This window comes from Legionella genomosp. 1, assembly GCF_900640215.1.
Lineage (GTDB): Bacteria > Pseudomonadota > Gammaproteobacteria > Legionellales > Legionellaceae > Legionella_C > Legionella_C quinlivanii_A.
In genome coordinates, this window is sequence record NZ_CAAAJH010000008.1 from 113,252 (window position 1) to 133,540 (window position 20,289).

Sequence of the window (20,289 nt, forward strand, 5' to 3'; positions counted from 1 at the left end):
ATATCGTTTATCTAAGTTGTCGGCTCTGCAGAGGAGTTCCTCCAAGCAGAAAGAAAAGTGTCAGCAGCCCATATATAAAGCTATGCGCCAGTAAATTTTCCGATAAGCTGATTCCCAGGAATATAAAGAGGCCCAAAAGCAGACTTGAGAGTAGCGGTAGACGCCATCCAAGCAGAAAGCACAAGCCAAATAACAATTCCACAATAAGCATGATAAAAACAAATTCGGGCACAGGAATACCAAAAGTGAAGGCATTCCTGTTTTCAATAATAGCAATATCCAGATTAGGCGCGAATAGTTTGATAGAAATCGCAGAATAAATGAAATTTAATCCAGTAAAAAGTTGGGCGATAAATAAAGCGGGGTATGAAATCTGAATAGTTGTTTTATCCAATGAATACTTACCCCCACCATGAATAAGTAAAAACAGCGCTATTGCCAGATAAAAGCCAAGATATTGAAAATAGTCTTTACCAAAATAACAAGCCGCAAACACTTGCAAGCCCAAGAATAAAACTGAACTTAAACGGGTGTAAAAGCCAACGATGAATGAAATACCAAGAATTAACTCTAACCATCGGACAAAATTCAAATCAGCCGAAATTAAGAGGTCAGGAGCTAGCAAGGTCGGTGAATCGAAATAGGGAAGTCCTATTTTTGGCATCAACCCTAATGCGCACAGGCAAAGCATTAGTCCGGTCCAGAAGCGCAAACTTAACAAGGCCAATCCCAGAGTGTTTGGAAATCCCTTTTTATATGGCTTGGGATAGCGATAATTAAAAATAACCCATGCCGTCAGGCAAATTAATGCCAAACCACTCAGAGCCATATTTACTGAAGTAAGCTGGGTAAATAGAGAAGGTGGAGGCATCTTTTTTAGTTGTTCTATTTCGCTAGCCGTTAATAGCCACTGCTCATGGGCAAATCCTGATTTACACAGGAGAGCAGTTATAGAAGCCAAGATAAGTTGTATTTTTGACATAAGTCCACCTTCTTTAAAAGCTCATCTTCGCTATGTGAATGGGCAAGTCGCGAAAGCAAGAAGATACTTTATGAGCATTGAATCAGCAGTCCACAGCGCTGATCAAATCGATCAGGTTAAATAATGAATTTACCTGGTCAAGGGGAGACTCAAACTCCCCTTGGTATTTCCCATAACGTGCTTATGAACCTGGAGTTTATTCATTATCCTGATGATATTTGAAATAATTTAAATCAAGTTCGCGGGCGGCCCGCACATCATCCAAACGTTTGACTGGTAAATTATGAGGTGCTCCTTTCAGTAATTCCGGGTTTTTCTGGGCTTCGTCGCGTATAGCATGCATGGCAGCTGCCAGGCTGTCCAGATCTTCCTTGGATTCTGTTTCGGTGGGCTCAATCAATAAACATTCAGGAATCAATAAGGGAAAATAGGTAGTCGGTGCATGGAAACCATAGTCGAGCAGGCGTTTTGCCAAATCCATTGCCGTGACGCCGAAGTTTTTCTTTTCCTGACTAAGCGTCAGAATAAACTCATGGCTTGCCCGACGTTCTGGATAAGCGGCGGTAAACCCGGCTTTACTTAACACGCTCAACAGATAGTTGGCATTAAGACTTGCAAACTCTGAAACACGTAAAAGGCCTTCTTTACCCAGAACACAAATATAGAAATACGCTCGCAGAAGGATGCCGGCATTGCCCATGAAACAGGAAAGGCGGCCAATGCTCTGAGGATAGTCTTCCCGGGTAGCCCAGCGATACTTATCATCGGATTTTACAACCACAGGAATAGGCATATAGGGCAGAAGCCGTTTGTTGACGGCAATAGGACCAGAGCCAGGGCCGCCGCCGCCATGGGGCGTGGCAAAGGTTTTATGCAGGTTTAAATGCATAACGTCGAATCCCATATCGCCCGGTCTGACACGACCCAGAATGGCGTTTAAATTTGCGCCATCATAATAGAGTAAACCACCGGCCTGGTGAACAATGGCTGCAATTTCCTTAATCTGCTTCATGAACAGCCCGAGGGTGGAGGGATTCGTCAGCATAATACCCGCTGTTTTTGGACCCACTTTGCTGCGCAGTTCCTCCAGATCAATATCTCCATCTTTAGCCGTGCTGATCTCGATGACTTTAAACCCGCACATCACTGCAGAGGCGGGATTAGTGCCGTGTGCTGCATCCGGAATAAGCATCTCGGTTCGCGCACTGTCTCCTCTGGACTGGTGATAGGCTTTAATCATGGCAACACCGGCAAATTCGCCTTGTGAACCGGCCATTGGGGTCAGGGAAACCCCTGCCATTCCGGTAATTTCTGCCAGATAGGATTGCAGCTCATACATCGTCTGGAGATAACCCTGGCTATATTCTTCACCAGACAAAGGGTGTCTGCTCAGAAAGCCATTAATTGACGCTGCCTTGTGAACACCTCTTGGATTGTATTTCATCGTGCAGGAGCCGAGAGGATAAACATTGGTGTCAATCGAAAAATTCTTTTGCGAGAGACGGGTAAAGTGCCGAATGACCTGCAGCTCAGAACATGCCGGCAAGCGGGCTGGTTTCTGGCGCAAAAATTTTTCCGGTATTCCAGAACTTTTCGTGCAGGATGAGGGGATCTGGGCTGCTGCACGACGTTTGGCTTGTGAGCGTTCAAAAATCAACATAATTTGCCCTCCGTATCCTGAATTAAATTTTTGAGTGCAGCGCAGTGTTTCACTGGTGTAAATTCGATATAGTTATAATCTGCAATTTCCGCCATGTAATAAGGATCCTTTTCCATTACTGACTCGAGATACTTACGATCAGTTGTCGCGGCAATAATGATCCCGCCGGTACGCGGTTTCATAGGTCCTGAAGCAACCAAAAGGCCCTGTTTATAGTAATAATCGAGAAATTCCCGATGAGCCTGAAGGTATTTATCTACCTCACTCAGCGGCGTTTTATAGGTTAATTGAATGATGACCATTACTTCCTCACTTAGCCATAATGCATTTCATCGTATTAATGAAGTGATCAATTTCTTCTGCCGAGCGCATTTCAGTTGCACAGATGAGCAGGCTGTTTTTCAAGGCCGGATAATGCGACTCAACAGCATAGCCCCCAGCTATTCCTGCCTGATGCAGCCGTTTAAGAACTTCTTCCACCGGACTATCCAGTTGCAGCAGACACTCATGGAAAACCGGTGCTTTGAAAGCAATGCGCACACCGTCTATTGCGCTTAAACCCTGAACAAGAGACTGCGTATTGGCATGGCAATGTGCCGCTACCTGCTCAAGTCCCTCGGCGCCCAGTAAACTCAGATGAATGGTTGCGGCGGTTACCAGTAAGCCCTGATTGGTACAAATGTTGGACGTAGCCTTTTCCCGGCGAATATGCTGCTCTCTGGCCTGCAAAGTCAGCGCGAATCCGGTTTTACCTTCTTTGTCCAGCGTTCGCCCGATAATGCGGCCAGGCATTTGGCGAACATGTTCCATCCGCGTGCTGAAAAATCCAAAATAGGGACCGCCGGAAGCCATTGGACAGCCTAAGGGCTGGCCTTCGCCGCAAGCGATATCCACACCGCTTTCTCCCCATTGTCCTGGTGGTTTGAGTAAGCCCAGAGAAATGGGATTTGCACAGGCAATGCTAATAACCTGATTGGCTTTCGCCCAATCAGTCATGGCATCCACTTCCTCGAGGCAGCCAAAAAAGTTAGGCTGGGATACAACCAGCGCAGTGATATCCTGACCGCTGTATTGTTCAAGAATGGAAAGGGCGGTAATACCCTGTTCCATATCCAAAGGCAGCGTGATTACTTCAATGTGCTGATTACAAACAATGGTTTCCAGTGTCTGTCGATAAAATGGATGGACGCTTCCAGCGATCAATACCCGGCTGGTTTGCTTGTGCTTTTTGATGCGAACGGCCATCAGCACGGCTTCTGCCAGGGCGGTGGCCCCATCGTACATGGAGGCATTGGCCACTTCCATGCCGGTGAGCTCGGCTATCATTGTCTGAAACTCATAGAGCAGCTGCAGGGTGCCCTGACTGGCTTCTGCCTGATAAGGCGTATACGCTGTTAAAAACTCACCACGTGAGGCAATATCCCATACTGCGGCTGGAATATGATGTTCATAGCTGCCAGCCCCGATGAAACAAATGCCATTATCATTCAAATTGGCAATATGCTGTGCTTTTTTTAGCATCGCCATTTCACTGATGCCTGATGGCATATTTTTAAGTTCGTTATACAGCAACTCCTTGGGAATTTCGTCGAATAACTGCTGCGTCTGGCTTACGCCAATCTCGGCGAGCATGGCTTGTATATCATCTTCTGTATGGGGAATGTAAGGCATAATTAATGGTCCTCAGCAATCTCTTGCTCATATTCGGCTTGATTCAGGAGCCCGTTTAATTCGTCTGGATTACTGGCTTTAATCCGCACCAGCCAACCAGCCCCAAAGGGATCGGCATTCACTATCGCGGGATTTTCACTGACCTGATGGTTGACTGCTACAATGACACCACTGATTGGCGCGTAGAAATCAGAAGCGGCTTTCACTGATTCAACTACACCGATTTCATCTCCTGCTGAGACTTCATCTCCCTCTTCAGGCAACTCAACAAAAACCATATCACCCAATAGCTGCTGTGCGTGATCGGTAATTCCAACAACGCATTCATCTTCTTCTAATTGTAGCCATTCATGGGTGGGAGTAAATTTCATAACCATCATGATATCCTTTTATTAATGTTGAAAGACTTCAGTTAAACTTCTGACTAAACAGATGCATATTAAAGAGGTGCTCCATTTTTAACAAATCGGGGCTTAACCACTTTTGCATTTAACAACTTACCCCTGATCTCTACCTGCACCTCGTCCCCAGTACCTGCAGGTACTCTGGCCAGAGCGACTGACTTTTCAAGTGTGGGGGAATAGGTTCCGCTGGTGATGATACCGTCATTCTCACCTTGTACAGCAACCCGTTGTCCGGTACGCATGATGCCTTTGTCTTCGAGAATCAAGCCGACCAGTTTGCGTTTAACACCATGTTGTTTTTGAGATATTAAGGCCCCCATGCCAATAAAATCGCGATCCTCGGGTTGCCATTTAACGGTCCAGCCGAGTCCCGATTCAAGAGGTGTGGTGGTTTCATCCATATCCTGCCCATAAAGCAACATGCCTGCTTCCAGTCTTAAAGTATCCCGGGCTGCAAGGCCGCAAGGTTTAACCCCTGCCTGTATTAATGATGTCCATAACGCTCTGGCGTTTTCAGGAGGAAGAATGATCTCCAGACCTTCTTCACCGGTATAGCCGGTGCGGGCAAAAAAGTATTCATTGACATCGACACATTCAAAACAGGTGAGTGTGGAAACAGCATCTGCCTGTGCTGGTGTGAGAACCGACAGGGTTTTGGCCAGGGCTTGTGGACCCTGCACTGCCAGCATGGATAACTCGGTTCTTTCCTGCAGCCCAATGGAAAAGCCTGCACTTTTTTCGCGTATCCAGGCCAGATCCCTGTCGCGGGTAGCGGAATTGAGAACGATGCGGTAATTATCTGAAGCGCGCTGGTAAACAATCAAATCATCGATGATACCGCCATGCTCATTGCACATACAGCTATATAAGGCCCGGCCGGTGTGAGCTAACTGATCCACATCATTGGTCAGCAATTTGCGCAGGAACTGACGACCTCCTGCTCCCAGGATGTCGACTACCGTCATATGCGAAACATCAAAAATCCCCGCGGCCTTACGCACGATGTGGTGTTCTTCCAACTGTGAACCATAATGCAAAGGCATATCCCAGTCATGAAAGTTAACCATTTTTGCACCCAGTTCCAGATGCAAGGAGTGCAGGGGTGTTTTAGCTACCATTTCTAATCCTTTAATTCGCAGGTGTGGGTCTGATTATACTCGGTTAAGTCATGAGGACAAGTCTAATTAACTCTTCTATCTGCTGCTTGTTTGTACATAAGAGGCTGTCTTATAAAGAATATAGCATCGATACTTGCTGTGGTTTCAATCACATGCCAACATTATAGGAAGAAATAAAAAGGAGCTTTAAGAATGGTTCAGGATTTGCCCCCTCAATCCTGGGGAAGCCGGCTGAAAGACACGTTGGTAGGGCTCATTTGCGGATTGCTGTGTATTGGATTGGCCAGCTACCTGATTTTCTGGAACGAAAGAACAGGTTATCGTTACGACTACTCGCTCGACCAGACGCAATCGCTGGTTACTTCAATCCCTGATCGTCCGGTGAACAATGATAACAATCAAAATGTCGTCTATGTTCAGGGCGATGCGACAACCAATCGATCACTTAGCGATTTGCAATTGAATATTACAGTCGATGGTCTGGCTTTAAAACGTCAGGTGCTGATTTATCAATGGCAGGAAGGGATCGATACAGATCATGAACAACCCCGTTACCGATATTTTACCGGCTGGGCTGAAAAATTAATTCTTAGCAGCAGTTTTCAGGAGGCGAATTCACACCCTAACCCGACTACCTTGCCAATCGAGTCCCTGTATCAATATGCTGAAGATGCGGCCTTGGGAGATTTTGTGCTGCCGAGCACTGTTATTGACGCCATCCCCGATGTATCCAATGTTGATTTATCCAAAGTGGATCTGCTGTCACTGCAGCAAAAAGTCAATAAGCCTGCTCATCTGATTAATAATGAGATCTATCTCGGAGCGAATCCTGAAGCTCCGCAGGTAGGGGATATGCGGATACAGGTGACCGCAGTTTTTCCACAGAAAATAAGCGTGATTGCCCAACAGAATGGAAATACCTTGCAGGCTTACCAGACTGCCACCGGTGATTCAATTCTGCTGGTTGCTCCTGGTGATGTATCAAAAGAGCGAATGTTTGAAAAGGCACGGGAAAGAAGCCCTGGAGTTGTTTGGTTTTTGCGCTTTTTCTGCTTATTGCTTTGTGTGACCGGTGTTTCCCTGCTATTGAAAATCATGATGGTTTTTGCAGATAAAGCAAGTTTTGCCAGAAAAGTGGTTCACCCGGGCACTACGCTAGTCTCGGCTATCGCTGGCGGAAGTTTATGGAGCTTTATTACTGCTATTGCTATTGCTCCATTACAAATAGAAATAACCCTCGTACTCCTGGCCATCACAGTGGCCGGTGTTTATCTGCTAACCCGCATTCACCCCAAAGGTTAGTAATGTGAGCAAGCCTGCTAATGAGGAGTTTATACAGTGACCTGGCAGAGTACTATTGCGGTTATCTGGATGCTCGTCCTGTTATTTATGCTGGGTTATTTCTGGCGGTACCGCTCTAAATTTAAAACGTCGCAGGCCTGGCCCTTTACAAAAGGTCAGATTACCAGGCTGAACTGGATTAGAAAAGATCATTTTCTCTGGGCAGATATTCAATACAGCTATGTCGTTGATGGGGTGAGTTATACAAATAACAGTCTGTTTATAGAGCAGCGATTTCGCTCTCCAAAATCAGCTTATGCGCGCCGTATTGCCTATCAGGCGGCATTGGCTTATGAAAAAGGAGAGGAAATTACGGTTTTTTATAATCCGGTGAACCCCCAGGAAGCTGCTTTGGATACTCGGGTGCCTTTAAAGCTGACGATTATTCTCATTTTGCTGGGTGTATTCCTGGTCATCCATGTCTCAAGCATTCTAGTTGGCAATGTTCTGTAATCGGGTAATCCTCCCAAACCAGCTGAGAAGAAAGCGACACTTTCGTCCTGAATCATATCATTCACTTATCTGCCTACTGTGTCATTCCCAGCAGGCCTTGTGCATAAATAGAACCACACAAGCAATCTGTTGTCTTTGCGAGCGTCAGCGAAGCAATCTAGATCGAATCCTGAACAAAGTTAGGAAGTGGATTGCTTCGCTGACGCTCGCAAAGACAGTGTTTTAGTGCACCCATCGTCTTCCATGCAACTATGCCGCGCGGAAATGACAAAGAGGTCTAAGTGCTACTTATCAGGATTTTCCCGCCTCATGATGTTCAGCTTTACTTTGGCACTCACAGGGCGGTTCGATGGTTTTAGACGTCAGACTGGTGATCGCAAGTCCTCTTACTCCTTGCCCTGATGGGGCCTGTTCAAAGGTTATGGTGACGCTTAAATTCTGTTTCTGCTGGTATTGTGGGTTTTTATAAAGTACCAGGACCGGCATGGTGGCCTGCCAGTGACCATTTCCTGAGGCACTGACGGTCGGGGGAAGTGTTGCCACTCCGCTAACATAATAGGCATTGGTTTTTACCGCATCAGGCAGCTTCGATTCATTAAGCGCTGTGCTGTAGGCTATCCATCCATTGGAACTGAAATATTTGGCAATCTGTTTTTGACGATCGATAAAATTCTGATAATTGAAAGTATAGGTTGCAATAATTGCTTCATTCGCCCAGACCGCCTGCTCTGTGAAGTCTTCATCTGCTGCAAGACAGGAGGCAGAACAGAATAATGAAACTGAAAGGAAACAGACTTTAGCTCTCATGGTAATCCCTTAAATTAGTACCGCTTGGCTGCTTATAACCGGGAAAGCAATAGTTTAACCCAATGCCTGCTGGCATCAAGTATTTTCCGTTACCCCCTTAAATGGCATAAAAAAACCCGGCCTTAGGCCGGGCTAAATAGCATCACGTAACTGCCTGTATCAGGAGTTACCAGGATGCACGCCTCATCCAAGAGGGAAGATGAAGCGAAGCAATTACATTGCTTATTTGGTTAGACGTAACAAATTTGAAAAAGTTCATTTCTTTTTTTAAAATTCAGATTTTTTTCCGGTATCGAATGATGTGTATTTATGATACTCTAGGCCCTTACGCTCATTTGCGGCTTTAGTGCATAGAGCCTGGCGTTGAATTTAACCTGATTCATTCAATAAATTAAATCTTTATTCAGATTTGAACACGTATAGTTTGAAAAATTCAAGCTTGTACAAAATTGCATTTTCAATGCGGACAGGATAAAAAAATCCTGACTCGTCATTCTTATGATGGCTTGAACCATCAAATGGATTTGCCTGTGCGGAACATAGGTTGAAGTGGAGTTCGCTAAGACCATGAACGAGATCCGTATAAGTAATAAAAACTGATGAGAGGGGTGGCTTGGTGCGCAATAACCGATTCTACTTTGCCAACCGCGAAAATGTTGGTCGCTTTGTTAATCGCTGGGATTTATTGTTATTAATCCTGACCTTTTCGCTGTTATTTTTCCTGGGCTGGGCAGGCCAGCAAATGGCGGTTCCCTATCAATTGGGTGATCCCTTACCGATCTCCCTGGCCCCTTCTCATTTGCCTTTTTATGCGCTGCGTACCGTATTGCGTATGTTTATCGCACTTGCCTTATCCATCCTGTTTACTTTTGTGGTAGGTGCCGCCGCTGCAAAAAACAGAAGAGCGGAGCAGGTGATTGTGCCGGCGATTGATATTTTGCAATCAGTCCCGGTCTTGAGCTTTCTTTCCATTACGGTAACCGGATTTATCCACTTATTTCCCAATAGTTTACTGGGACCTGAATGTGCGTCGATTTTTGTAATTTTTACCGCTCAGGTCTGGAATATCACCTTTGGATTTTATCAATCATTGAAAACAGTGCCGCATGACTTGAAGGAAGCGGCGGCCATGTTTCAATTGTCGTCCTGGCAAAGATTCTGGAAAGTCGAAGTGCCCTTTTCCATGTCCGGTCTGCTCTGGAATATGATGATATCGATGTCGGCCAGCTGGTTTTTTGTGGTGCTATCGGAAGCTATTTCAGTGGCGCACCAGGATATCCTTTTACCCGGGGTCGGGTCCTATATTGCTCTCGCCATCGAACAGCAGAATTTAGCCGCCGTAGGCTATGCGATATTAACAATGGTGATTGTGATCTTTCTTTACGATCAGATTTTATTCAGACCATTAATTGCCTGGTCGGAAAAATTTAAAGTCGAACAATCGCCGGATGAAGAGGAATATCAATCCTGGCTGATTGATTTGATTCGCAGCAGCCAGCTTATCAAACGCATGGCCAAGCCGCTTTCTGCTTTAAAGGAGCGTTTTGTCAATGCGCGCAGGCTAACGAATCGCGGACCTTCAGTGGTTAGAGAAATTGATTCGCGGCGGCAAAAAAAACTGGACTGGTTATGGAATGGGTCTGTGCTGCTGATTATTTTTGCCTGCAGCTGGATGCTGCTTGAATTTATCCTGACCAAACTGCGGTTGCATGATATTACGCATGCCTTTCTTTTAGGGGCGGCCACCGGCGCGCGGGTGATCATTCTTATTCTGCTAAGTTCTGTGATCTGGATTCCAGTCGGCGTCTGGGTCGGTCTGAGGCCGCGTATTGCACAGAAAATTCAGCCGATTATTCAGTTTGCAGCGGCTTTCCCCGCCAATTTGTTTTATCCCTTATTTGTGATAGCCATTGTCCGCTTTCAGCTGAACGTTGAAGTCTGGGTGACTCCGCTCATGATTCTGGGTACCCAGTGGTATATTCTGTTTAATGTGATTGCAGGTGCGTCAACCATACCTCGGGATTTATACCTGGCCGCCGATAATTTCGGTTTAAAAGGCTGGATTTGGTGGAAGCGTCTGGCCTTGCCAGGTATTTTCCCTTTCTATATCACCGGTGCGATTACCGCAGCCGGCGGCGCATGGAATGCCAGTATTGTGGCCGAATGGGTCAGCTGGGGCAGTACTACTCTAAAGGCGACGGGTCTGGGTGAATATATTCACGCCAGTACTATTGCCGGCGATTTTCCTCGAATTGCCTTGGGAACTTCGATGATGTGCCTTTATGTGCTGGCCTTTAATCATTTGATATGGCGTCCTCTGTATCGGCTTGCAGAGAATCGTTTTAATTTTAACTGAGACTGTTTAATGTCGAAAACTATAATTAGTCTGGAAAATTGTCGTAAATCGTTTAAAAAAGCTTCAGATCAGGACTTACTGGTTCTGGAGGATGTCAATTTTGAATTGCACGAAGGTGAAATTGTCGCCTTGCTGGGAAAATCAGGTTCTGGTAAATCAACCCTGTTGCGAATTATCGCCGGCCTGGTTCCACCCAGTGCGGGCAAGGTCAGTTACCGCGGCCAGCCCGTGACCAAACCCGTGGCAGGCATTGCGATGGTATTTCAGTCTTTCGCCTTGATGCCCTGGTTAACGGTTCTCGAAAATGTTGAACTGGGATTGGAAGCGCAGGGTGTTGGCCGAGAGGAACGTCGCCGCCGCGCAATTGAAGCGATTGACATTATTGGTCTGGACGGATTTGAATCGGCTTTCCCGAAAGAATTGTCAGGGGGGATGCGGCAGCGGGTGGGATTTGCACGTGCACTGGTGATCAACCCCGACGTATTACTGATGGATGAGCCGTTTTCTGCTCTGGACGTGCTCACCGCGGAAAATCTTAAGTCTGACTTGCTTGAGCTATGGCAGGAAAAGAAAACCAATACCAATGGGATTTTGCTGGTCACTCATAATATTGAAGAAGCGGCCATGCTTGCTGATCGCATCATTATTTTTGGCAGCGATCCGGGTTATATTCGTGCTGAATTACAGGTTGAACTGCAGCAGCCTCGCGATCCGGAAACGCCTGAGTTTAGCGCGCTGGTGGATAAAATCTATCGTCTGATGACTTCAGGACCGAAAGAGCGAGCCAAGCGGGCGCAGCGTGAACGCCAGATTGGCCTGGGTTATCGTTTGCCTGATGTGGAGCCCTCTGAGCTTTCAGGTCTGATCGACACTCTGCAAACCTACGAAGAGCGTATTGATCTTCCTGAGCTGGCCGATGAGCTCATGATGAACATTGATGATTTGTTCCCCTTGCTGGAAACATTGGAAATCCTCGGTTTTGCCAAGGTATCGGATGGTGATATCCAATTGACTGAGCTTGGCAATCAATATTCGGAAGCGGATTTACAGGAAAGGAAGAAGATATTTGCCCGCCGCCTTCTGGATAAAGTACCTCTGGCGCGTTATATCCGGCGCATACTTGACGAAAAATTCGGACATCGGGTTTCTGAAGAACGCTTTCTTAGCAAACTGGAAGATTATCTGAGTGAGAAAGAGGCCGAGCGCGTCTTAAAAACAATGATTGACTGGGGACGCTACGCCGAGATTTTTGCCTATGATTTTAATACGGGTATTTTGAGTCTGGAGAATCCGGGTATTTCTGATCAAATGGATGAGGAATAGGTTTAATGGTCTGTGCAATTAAGTAAGCTCAATTGTATATTAAACTGTCATCCCCGCGAAAGGCGGGGATCCATCTCTGAGCTAGCCAAAATGCGACTGAGTAATAGATTCCCGCCTTTCGCGGGAAAGACAAAATTTCCTTAACTTAATGGCCGTGAGGGCTAGGGTGAGGGTTGATTTTAAACCCCTCTCTCTAACTCTCTCCCCGGGGGAGAGAGGACTTTTACTAAACTCCCTTCAAGCCATACTCTTAGTCACCAGCTCCTTCAAATCATTCGACAATTTATGCCTGGCAAGCTCATGCAGCTGATTTTGCATCATCGATTGCCGCGGCAGATTATATTGCTGCCAGCGGGTAAATGGTGTAGCCAGTCGGGCTGCGATTTGCGGATTGATTTGATCCATTTGCAGCAGCATTTCAGTAAGAAACTCATAGCCGCGGCCATCCATCGCATGGAAATTCCTCGGATTCGCCTGGCAGAAGCTGCCGATTAATGCTCTTACCTTGTTTGGATTTTTGATAGAAAATGCTGGATGCTGCAGTAATTTGCGTACATGCTGCAAGGTATCTCTGTCTTCACAACTGGCCTGGATAGCAAACCATTTATCAAGAACCAGCTCATTGTTTGCCCATTGCTCATAAAAGCGTGAAATAGCCTGCTGCTTCGCTTCATGATTATGCGAGTTAACCAATAAGGCGAAACTTGAAATCTGATCGCTCATTGTTCTGGCGCCGGCATATTGCTGCTGGCAAAGCGTGAGGCTGGTTTCTTCTTCTGCTTTCATCATAAACCAGAGCACAGTATTACGGAGCCTGCGGCGGCTGTAAGAACTTGCATTCATCGTATGATTTTCTTTTTGCCATAGGCTTAAGTATTCAGATACCAGTGATTCATACAAGGCCTTACCCAGCTGACTGCGATAGGCATCGCGTGCGGCCTCCAGCAAATCAACGTCAACATCATGAAAATTGGTGATAATTTCCTCGAAGCCTGGAGGGGTAAGCAGCTCGGCTTTAAGCGCTCGGTCAAGCGATTTATCGTGCAGGACATGCTGGCAGGCATTGATCAAATCATTGGGTATTTGCCATTGCGAGGAGTCCTGTTTCAGAAACTGGCCGATACAATCTGTAGTAAGACATTGTGCCGCATCCCATTTGGCGACACCGTCGGTTTCAAAGCGAAGTAATGACAACAGTTCACGACGGTTGATTTCTCGCTTTAATTTCACCGGTGCTGAGAAATCCCGCAATAAAGAGACCACAGGTTTCTCTGGAAGATTGGGAATACGGAAAGTTTGTTCCTCTTCTTTTAATTCCAAAACATCCTTTTCTATCTCGAGTTCTTTTCCATGGGTATCAAACAGGGCAATGCGAATGGGAATATGAAAGGCTTGCTTTTGCTCACATTCAGGCGTTGGCGGGCAGTGCTGTTTCATATGCAGGCTAAGCTCACCATCCTTATAAACGCTTTTGATTTCAATCTCGGGTGTTCCCGCCTGACTGTACCACAGTTTGAATTGGGTCAAATCCACCCCATTGGCATCTTCCATTGCGGCGACAAAATCATCAATTGTTACCGCCTGACCGTCATGGCGCTCGAAGTACAAGTCCATACCGCGGCGAAAACCTTCTTTACCAAGAATGGTGTGCTGCATACGAATGACTTCCGCCCCTTTATTGTAAATAGTTGCGGTATAGAAATTATTGATTTCCTGATAGGAGTCGGGACGAACCGGATGCGCCATACTGCCGGCATCCTCCGGGAACTGAGTGGTTCGCAGCATCTTCACATCAAGGATGCGGTTAACGTCTCTTGAGTTCATATCGCGAGAAAATTCCTGATCGCGAAAAACAGTTAGTCCTTCTTTTAAACTCAATTGAAACCAGTCGCGGCAGGTGACGCGATTACCAGTCCAGTTATGGAAATACTCATGGCCAACCACCCCTTCCACATCGGCAAAATCCTGATCAGTCGCAGTTTCCGGACGGGCTAGAATGTATTTGGAATTAAAAATATTTAATCCTTTATTTTCCATAGCCCCCATGTTGAAATCACTGACGGCCACAATCATGAAGATCGATAAATCATATTCCCGCCCATAGACTTCTTCATCCCAGGTCATGGCGTTTTTCAATGAATTCATCGCGTGCTGGCATTTGTCTTCGTTTCCAGGTTCAACATAAATGCGACAGTCCACTTTATTACCTGAGCGCGTAATAAATTCATCCTGGATATGCACCAGACGTCCTGCAACCAGTGCAAAGAGGTATGACGGTTTCTTAAAAGGATCCTGCCATACCGCCCAGTGGCGCCCGCCAGGTAATTCGCCAGAATCAACGAGATTTCCATTGGATAATAAAACCGGATATTTTTCCTTGTCCGCTTTTATGCGTGTGGTGAAGACGGTTAACACATCAGGTCTGTCCGGGAAAAAGGTAATGCGGCGAAAACCTTCTGCCTCACACTGTGTGCAAAAGAGATGATTGGAGCGATAAAGGCCGGATAACTGAGTGTTATCCTGGGGTCGAATGCGGGTGACTATCGTAAGTTCAAACTCATCGGGACAATCCGGTAATACAAGATCATTGTCTTTGCGATAATAAGCCCCCTCATTCAAGGGAATATTATTGAGTTTTATACTGACTAACTCAAGTTCATCGCCGTCTAAACGCAGTGCTCCAAGCCCCCGACGCTTCAGCCGCATGTGATTTTCAACCATTGCATGATCATCGTACAAATCAAAATCCAGATCGATTTTCTCGATAGAAAATACGGGAGGCTGATAGTTTTTACGGTAAATGGTAGTGTTGGACATAAACTTTTCTCCCTTTAAGAAATAATTTTCATTTCAATAACAAGTCAGTAAGGTCAGTCGCTTGATTCTTTGGGAATTTTTTATCGAAAGCACCTAGTCGGCAAGCCTTATTTGATCCTATACTAAATTTAGGAAGATAGTGTCTCGCTTTTACCAGCGAAATGCAAAATTAGAATGAGAAAGACTCGCGGATTTCCCGGTAGGGATCTGTAAAAGGGGATAAGTGATGAATACGCACGATTTTTTAGCTGGTTACACCAAACGCTATGTGGATAACAAAGAAGAGGAATTCACACTCGACGAATATCTTGAGATATGCAGCCAGGATCCCTCTGCCTATGCGAACCCGGCAGAGCGTCTGTTAATGGCTATCGGGGAACCCGAAGTAATTGACACCCGCCATGATCCGGTACTGTCACGCATCTTCTCTAACAAAATTATTCACCAGTATCCTGTGTTCAAAGAATTTTTTGGCATGGAAGACTCGATTGAGCTTATCGTTGGATTTTTAAAGCATGCCGCTCAAGGCCTGGAAGAAACCAAGCAGGTACTCTATCTGTTGGGTCCTGTGGGGGGCGGGAAATCCTCCTTGGCTGAAAAACTGAAAGATTTAATGCAGAAGGTGCCGATATACGCTATCAAAGGTTCTCCAGTGTATGAGTCACCGCTTTCCTTATTTGATCCTCAGGAAGATGCGGAACTGCTCTATGAGAAATTTGGCATTCCTTCACGTTATCTGCGCTATGTGATGTCTCCCTGGGCTGTCAAACGCCTCCATGAGTTCAATGGCGACATCAGCAAATTCAAAGTTATTAAGGTCAAGCCATCGCGTCTAAAGCAGATTGCGATCGCCAAAACCGAGCCTGGGGATGAAAATAATCAGGATATTTCTTCCCTGGTCGGTAAGGTCGATATTCGTAAACTCGAAGAGTTTTCACAGGATGATCCGGATGCGTACAGCTTCTCTGGCGGTTTGTGCCGGGCCCACCGTGGCTTGCTTGAGTTTGTGGAAATGTTCAAAGCACCCATTAAAGTGCTGCACCCCTTGCTGACTGCAACTCAGGAAGGTAACTATAATGCGACCGAAGGCCTTTCCGCGATTCCTTTTGAAGGCATAATTCTCGCTCACTCCAATGAATCAGAGTGGCAGACCTTCCGTAACAACAAAAATAATGAAGCCTTCATCGACCGGATTAACATTGTCAAAGTACCTTATTGCTTAAGGGTCTCGGAGGAAAAACGCATTTACCAGAAACTGCTTGATCATAGCTCTTTAACCGATGCGCCTTGCGCTCCAGGAACCCTGGATATGCTGGCCCAATTTTCCGTATTGACTCGCCTGAAGGAGCCGCAAAACTCCAGTATCTACTCCAAAATGCGCGTGTATAATGGTGAAAGTCTCAAAGATACCGATCCGAAAGCCAAGTCCTATCAGGAATATCGGGATTTTGCCGGAGTTGATGAGGGTATGAGTGGTATTTCAACCCGGTTTGCATTCAAGATCCTGTCCAAAGTATTTAATTTTGATCACAGCGAAGTGGCAGCCAACCCGGTTCACCTCTTGTACATTCTGGAGAGACAAATTGAGCAGGAGCAGTTTCCCCAGGAGCAGCATGAGAAGTACCTGACTTTTATCAAAGAGCATTTAACCCCGAAATATGTTGAGTTTATTGGCAAGGAAATTCAAACCGCTTATCTTGAATCCTATTCAGAATACGGACAAAACATTTTCGATCGTTACATCACCTATGCTGATTTCTGGATCCAGGATCAGGATTATCGTGATCCTGATACGGGTGAAATCTTTGATCGCAGTTCTTTAAATATGGAACTGGAGAAAATTGAGAAGCCAGCAGGTATTTCCAATCCCAAAGATTTCCGTAACGAAGTCGTTAATTTCGTATTAAGAGCCAGAGCGAATAATCATGGAAAAAATCCAATCTGGAACAGCTATGAGAAACTGAAAACAGTAATCGAAAAGAAAATGTTCACCAATACGGAAGATTTACTGCCGGTTATTTCCTTCAACGCCAAGGCATCGGAAGATGACAAGAAGAAGCATGAGGAGTTTATTGCACGTATGGTTGATAAAGGATACACCCGAAAACAGGTTCGCTTGCTATGCGAATGGTATTTAAGAGTGAGGAAGTCGCAATAATAGAAAATCCCCTCTCCCAAGTTGGGAGAGGGCTGGGGTCACTGCCATTAAGTTAAGGAAATTTTGTCTTTCCCGCGAAGGCGGGAATCCATTCCTCAATTGGCATTATAGCGAGCTCAGAGATGGATCCCCGCCTTCGCTGGGAGGACAGTTTATATACAACTGAGCTTAACTAATGGCAGTGAGGGCTAGGGTAAGGGTTGTTTTTAATCCCTCTCTCTAACTCTCTCCCAGAGGGAGAGAGGATTTTTGCTTACGCGGGAATAAAAAGATTTAATGAGCAGTTCCTATGTTGAGGTAGCTAATGCTTGGAAACTGGTATTTTGAATAGGATGAGCGTATGTCGCAATTAATTGATCGACGACAGAATGCCGGCAAAAAGAGCACAGTCAATCGCCAGCGCTTTCTGAGACGTTATAAAAACCAAATAAAACGCGCCGTTTCTGATGCTGTAGGAAAACGCAGCATCACCGAGATTGATCAGGGCGAAATGATAAGCATCCCGGCAAAAGATATTTCTGAGCCGCAATTTCACCGTGGCAGAGGCGGACGAGTTGAACGAGTCTTGCCTGGCAATGATCAGTTTATTGCCGGTGATCGAATTCGAAGACCCGATGGCGGCGGCAGCGGCGGCAGTGGTAGTCAGGCCAGTAACAGCGGTGAAGGCGAAGATGAGTTTGTATTTCAGTTATCTCGTGAAGAGTTCCTGGATCTCTATTTTGAAGATCTGGAGCTTCCTGATCTAATTAAAAAAGAACTGGCGCAGTTAACAACCTATAAAACGATTCGAGCCGGTGTAACCAGCAGCGGTATTCCGACCAATATCAATGTTGTCCGCTCAATGCGGCAAGCTACCGGGCGGCGTATGGCCCTGGGCGGCTCTTATAAAAAACGTCTGCGGCAGGCGGAAGAAGAGATGGAGCACCTGCAGGCGAATCCGGATGCCGAAAAGTTTCAGATATTAGAATTGCAGCATGAAATTGAATTTCTAAAGAAAAAACTGAAAGCGGTTCCATTTATCGACACCATTGATTTGCGCTATAACAATCGGGTAAAGGTTCCGGCCCCTTCAACGCAGGCGGTTATGTTTTGTGTAATGGACGTTTCCGGATCAATGGATGAAGCAAAAAAAGATATTGCCAAACGATTCTTCATTCTACTGTATCTGTTTCTGACCAAGAATTATGAAAAAATTGAACTGGTGTTTATACGCCATCATACATCGGCCAAGGAAGTCAATGAAGAGGAGTTCTTTTACTCGCGAGAGACAGGAGGCACAGTAGTCTCCAGTGCTCTGGAGTTACTCAGTACTATCATTGAGGCGCGCTATCCGGTTTCTGCCTGGAATATTTATGTGGCCCAGGCCTCTGACGGTGATAACTGGAATGCCGATTCACCATACTGCCAGGAATTGTTGCAGGAAAAAATTATGCCGCTACTGCAATATTTCGCCTATATTGAAATTATGCCGCGTCATCATCAGAGCCTCTGGGAGGTTTATCAGAAAGTGCATGAGCTATATCCTAATTTCGCTATGGAAAATATCGATAATGTAGCTGATATTTATCCAGTATTTCGTGAACTGTTTAAAAGGAAGACCGCATGAAAAAAGAGCCGCTGTCAAAAGGGGCCGAGTGGACCTTCGACTTAATCCAGAGCTATGATCGCGAAATAGGCCGGCTGGCCAAAGATTTCAAACTGGAAACTTATCCCAACCAGATTGAGGTCATTACCGCCGAGCAAATGATGGATGCCTACGCTTCGGTGGGTATGCCGATTGGTTATCACCACTGGTCGTTTGGAAAACATTTTGTCGGGGTTGAAAAAAGTTACAAGCGAGGTCAGATGGGATTGGCCTATGAGTTAGTTATCAACTCCAATCCCTGTATTGCCTATCTGATGGAAGAAAATACAATGGCGATGCAGGCGCTGGTTATCGCCCATGCCTGCTATGGCCATAATTCCTTTTTTAAAAGCAATTACCTTTTCAAAATGTGGACTTCCGCTGACGCTATTATCGATTATCTGGTATTCGCCCGTAATTATATCAGTGAATGCGAAGAGCGTTATGGAATTGATGAAGTCGAATCGATTCTTGATGCCTGCCATTCATTAATGAATTATGGTGTCGACCGTTACAAGCATCCCGCTATCCTCTCGGTACAGGAAGAAAAAATTCGTCAGCAGAATCGCGAAGTATACTTGCAATCACAGGTCAATGAATTATGGCGAACCATCCCGCAAAGCAAGCGGGTAGACAGTAATGGTCAAAAGAAACGCTTCCCAGAAGATCCACAGGAAAATATTCTTTATTTTATTGAGAAAAATGCGCCCCTTTTAAAGTCCTGGCAGCGGGAAATTGTTCGGATTGTACGAAAAATAGCTCAGTATTTTTATCCGCAGGGACAAACCAAGGTAATGAATGAAGGTTGGGCCTGTTTTTGGCATTACACCCTGATTAATGCACTTTATGATGAAAACCTGGTCACTGATGAGTTTATGCTGGAAATTTTGCAAAGCCATACCAATGTGATTATGCAGCCCTCCTTTAACAGCCCTTATTTTAGCGGTATTAACCCCTATACTCTGGGTTATAACATGATGCAGGACATCAAACGAATTTGTGAGAATCCTACCGCGGAAGACAAGCAATGGTTTCCATATCTCGCAAATACCGATTGGCTAAGCAGTCTCGATACCGCCATGCGTAACTATAAGGATGAAAGTTTCATTGCCCAATACCTTTCACCGCAGTTAATCAGGGATCTCAAACTGTTCCATATCGTGGACGATGATCGCCAGCCCGATTTGATGGTTGGAGCAATCCATGATGAGCAAGGTTATCAGTTAATCCGAGAGGCTTTATCCCGCCAGTATAATCTCGGTTTTCTGGAGCCTGATATTCAGGTCTACTCTGTGGATGTCGAAGGGAACCGAAGCCTTACATTGCGCTATGTCCAGCAAAACCGCTCGCCCTTGGGGGATAATACCCAGGAAGTATTGAAGCATCTGTATACCCTTTGGAAGTTTCCAGTTCTTTTGCAAACTGTGGATGCTCAGGGAGAAGTTATCGCAGAATATCATTGTCCGCCTGTAAATAAAGGAAATAAACCTCCTCATTGATAGTTCAAAACAGTTCCTTTGCGAAAAAATAACTGGCAATGCGTTATTTAAAAATAGGTATTGTCAGTAGGAGGGT

General features: G+C 45.6%; 15 protein-coding genes. 7 read left to right on the forward strand and 8 right to left on the reverse strand.

Going from position 1 to position 20,289, the window contains the following annotated elements; all coding sequences use genetic code 11:
• Positions 1–7: 7 nt before the first annotated feature.
• From E1O89_RS09405 to gcvT, 6 genes are all read right to left on the reverse strand, one after another.
• Entirely contained in the window at positions 8–982 is a 975-nt protein-coding gene (locus E1O89_RS09405) for a DoxX family protein (RefSeq protein ID WP_133139941.1), read from the reverse strand.
• A gap of 196 nt (positions 983–1,178) precedes the next feature.
• Positions 1,179–2,642, reverse strand: coding sequence for an aminomethyl-transferring glycine dehydrogenase subunit GcvPB (gene gcvPB / locus E1O89_RS09410; protein WP_133139942.1), 1,464 nt, complete (start codon positions 2,640–2,642; stop codon positions 1,179–1,181).
• Positions 2,636–2,944 carry a YciI family protein gene (locus E1O89_RS09415; RefSeq protein WP_133139943.1) on the reverse strand — a complete coding sequence of 103 codons (309 nt, stop codon included), beginning with the start codon at positions 2,942–2,944 and terminating at the stop codon, positions 2,636–2,638. Before E1O89_RS09415 ends, gcvPB begins: the two co-directional genes overlap by 7 nt.
• A 7-nt stretch (positions 2,945–2,951) precedes the next feature.
• The gene (gene gcvPA / locus E1O89_RS09420) at positions 2,952–4,313 is read right to left on the reverse strand and encodes an aminomethyl-transferring glycine dehydrogenase subunit GcvPA (RefSeq protein WP_133139944.1); all 1,362 of its coding nucleotides are present in this window, start codon (positions 4,311–4,313) and stop codon (positions 2,952–2,954) included.
• A 2-nt stretch (positions 4,314–4,315) separates the two neighbouring features.
• Positions 4,316–4,693: a glycine cleavage system protein GcvH gene (gcvH, locus tag E1O89_RS09425; RefSeq protein WP_112219443.1), complete on the reverse strand. Its 378-nt coding sequence runs from the start codon at positions 4,691–4,693 to the stop codon at positions 4,316–4,318.
• Positions 4,694–4,752: 59 nt separating this feature from the next.
• Positions 4,753–5,835 carry a glycine cleavage system aminomethyltransferase GcvT gene (gcvT, locus tag E1O89_RS09430; RefSeq protein ID WP_133139945.1) on the reverse strand — a complete coding sequence of 361 codons (1,083 nt, stop codon included), beginning with the start codon at positions 5,833–5,835 and terminating at the stop codon, positions 4,753–4,755.
• A gap of 192 nt (positions 5,836–6,027) precedes the next feature.
• On the opposite strand from gcvT, the gene E1O89_RS09435 reads away from it, so the two are divergent.
• Together E1O89_RS09435 and E1O89_RS09440 are read left to right on the forward strand one after the other, a co-directional pair.
• The gene (locus E1O89_RS09435; protein WP_133139946.1) at positions 6,028–7,137 is read left to right on the forward strand and encodes a TMEM43 family protein; all 1,110 of its coding nucleotides are present in this window, start codon (positions 6,028–6,030) and stop codon (positions 7,135–7,137) included.
• A gap of 36 nt (positions 7,138–7,173) precedes the next feature.
• A complete protein-coding gene (locus E1O89_RS09440) occupies positions 7,174–7,629 on the forward strand; it encodes a DUF3592 domain-containing protein (RefSeq protein ID WP_133139947.1) in 456 nt (151 codons plus the stop codon).
• Positions 7,630–7,920: 291 nt separating this feature from the next.
• Here the strand turns inward: E1O89_RS09440 and E1O89_RS09445 are convergent, their stop codons facing one another.
• Entirely contained in the window at positions 7,921–8,436 is a 516-nt protein-coding gene (locus E1O89_RS09445) for a DotI/IcmL family type IV secretion protein (protein WP_133139948.1), read from the reverse strand.
• 616 nt (positions 8,437–9,052) lie between these two features.
• On the opposite strand from E1O89_RS09445, the gene E1O89_RS09450 reads away from it, so the two are divergent.
• Both E1O89_RS09450 and E1O89_RS09455 read left to right on the forward strand, forming a co-directional pair.
• Entirely contained in the window at positions 9,053–10,792 is a 1,740-nt protein-coding gene (locus tag E1O89_RS09450) for an ABC transporter permease (RefSeq protein ID WP_133139949.1), read from the forward strand.
• A 9-nt stretch (positions 10,793–10,801) separates the two neighbouring features.
• Positions 10,802–12,115 (forward strand): AAA-associated domain-containing protein, encoded by a 1,314-nt coding sequence (locus E1O89_RS09455; RefSeq protein WP_133139950.1) that lies wholly within the window; start codon positions 10,802–10,804, stop codon positions 12,113–12,115.
• A gap of 237 nt (positions 12,116–12,352) precedes the next feature.
• Here E1O89_RS09455 and pepN read toward each other — a convergent pair whose 3' ends face one another.
• Positions 12,353–14,932: an aminopeptidase N gene (gene pepN, locus E1O89_RS09460; protein WP_133139951.1), complete on the reverse strand. Its 2,580-nt coding sequence runs from the start codon at positions 14,930–14,932 to the stop codon at positions 12,353–12,355.
• 226 nt (positions 14,933–15,158) lie between these two features.
• On the opposite strand from pepN, the gene E1O89_RS09465 reads away from it, so the two are divergent.
• The 3 genes from E1O89_RS09465 to E1O89_RS09475 all read left to right on the forward strand — a co-directional run bounded on the left by E1O89_RS09465 (position 15,159) and on the right by E1O89_RS09475 (position 20,213).
• Positions 15,159–17,090, forward strand: coding sequence for a PrkA family serine protein kinase (locus tag E1O89_RS09465; protein ID WP_133139952.1), 1,932 nt, complete (start codon positions 15,159–15,161; stop codon positions 17,088–17,090).
• A gap of 340 nt (positions 17,091–17,430) precedes the next feature.
• The gene (locus E1O89_RS09470) at positions 17,431–18,696 is read left to right on the forward strand and encodes a YeaH/YhbH family protein (RefSeq protein WP_112219434.1); all 1,266 of its coding nucleotides are present in this window, start codon (positions 17,431–17,433) and stop codon (positions 18,694–18,696) included.
• Positions 18,693–20,213, forward strand: a complete 1,521-nt coding sequence (locus E1O89_RS09475; protein ID WP_133139953.1) for a SpoVR family protein — start codon at positions 18,693–18,695, stop codon at positions 20,211–20,213. The genes E1O89_RS09470 and E1O89_RS09475 overlap by 4 nt, the downstream gene beginning before the upstream one ends.
• Positions 20,214–20,289: the final 76 nt, after the last annotated feature.

Excerpts from the sequence above, each read along its gene's own strand:
- E1O89_RS09405 (WP_133139941.1), bottom strand. The coding sequence starts at position 982 with ATGTCAAAAATACAACTTATCTTGGCTTCTATAACTGCTCTCCTGTGT.
- gcvPB (WP_133139942.1), bottom strand. The coding sequence starts at position 2,642 with ATGTTGATTTTTGAACGCTCACAAGCCAAACGTCGTGCAGCAGCCCAG.
- E1O89_RS09415 (WP_133139943.1), bottom strand. The coding sequence starts at position 2,944 with ATGGTCATCATTCAATTAACCTATAAAACGCCGCTGAGTGAGGTAGAT.
- gcvPA (WP_133139944.1), bottom strand. The coding sequence starts at position 4,313 with ATGCCTTACATTCCCCATACAGAAGATGATATACAAGCCATGCTCGCC.
- gcvH (WP_112219443.1), bottom strand. The coding sequence starts at position 4,693 with ATGATGGTTATGAAATTTACTCCCACCCATGAATGGCTACAATTAGAA.
- gcvT (WP_133139945.1), bottom strand. The coding sequence starts at position 5,835 with ATGGTAGCTAAAACACCCCTGCACTCCTTGCATCTGGAACTGGGTGCA.
- E1O89_RS09435 (WP_133139946.1), top strand. The coding sequence starts at position 6,028 with ATGGTTCAGGATTTGCCCCCTCAATCCTGGGGAAGCCGGCTGAAAGAC.
- E1O89_RS09445 (WP_133139948.1), bottom strand. The coding sequence starts at position 8,436 with ATGAGAGCTAAAGTCTGTTTCCTTTCAGTTTCATTATTCTGTTCTGCC.
- E1O89_RS09455 (WP_133139950.1), top strand. The coding sequence starts at position 10,802 with ATGTCGAAAACTATAATTAGTCTGGAAAATTGTCGTAAATCGTTTAAA.
- pepN (WP_133139951.1), bottom strand. The coding sequence starts at position 14,932 with ATGTCCAACACTACCATTTACCGTAAAAACTATCAGCCTCCCGTATTT.
- E1O89_RS09465 (WP_133139952.1), top strand. The coding sequence starts at position 15,159 with ATGAATACGCACGATTTTTTAGCTGGTTACACCAAACGCTATGTGGAT.
- E1O89_RS09470 (WP_112219434.1), top strand. The coding sequence starts at position 17,431 with ATGTCGCAATTAATTGATCGACGACAGAATGCCGGCAAAAAGAGCACA.
- E1O89_RS09475 (WP_133139953.1), top strand. The coding sequence starts at position 18,693 with ATGAAAAAAGAGCCGCTGTCAAAAGGGGCCGAGTGGACCTTCGACTTA.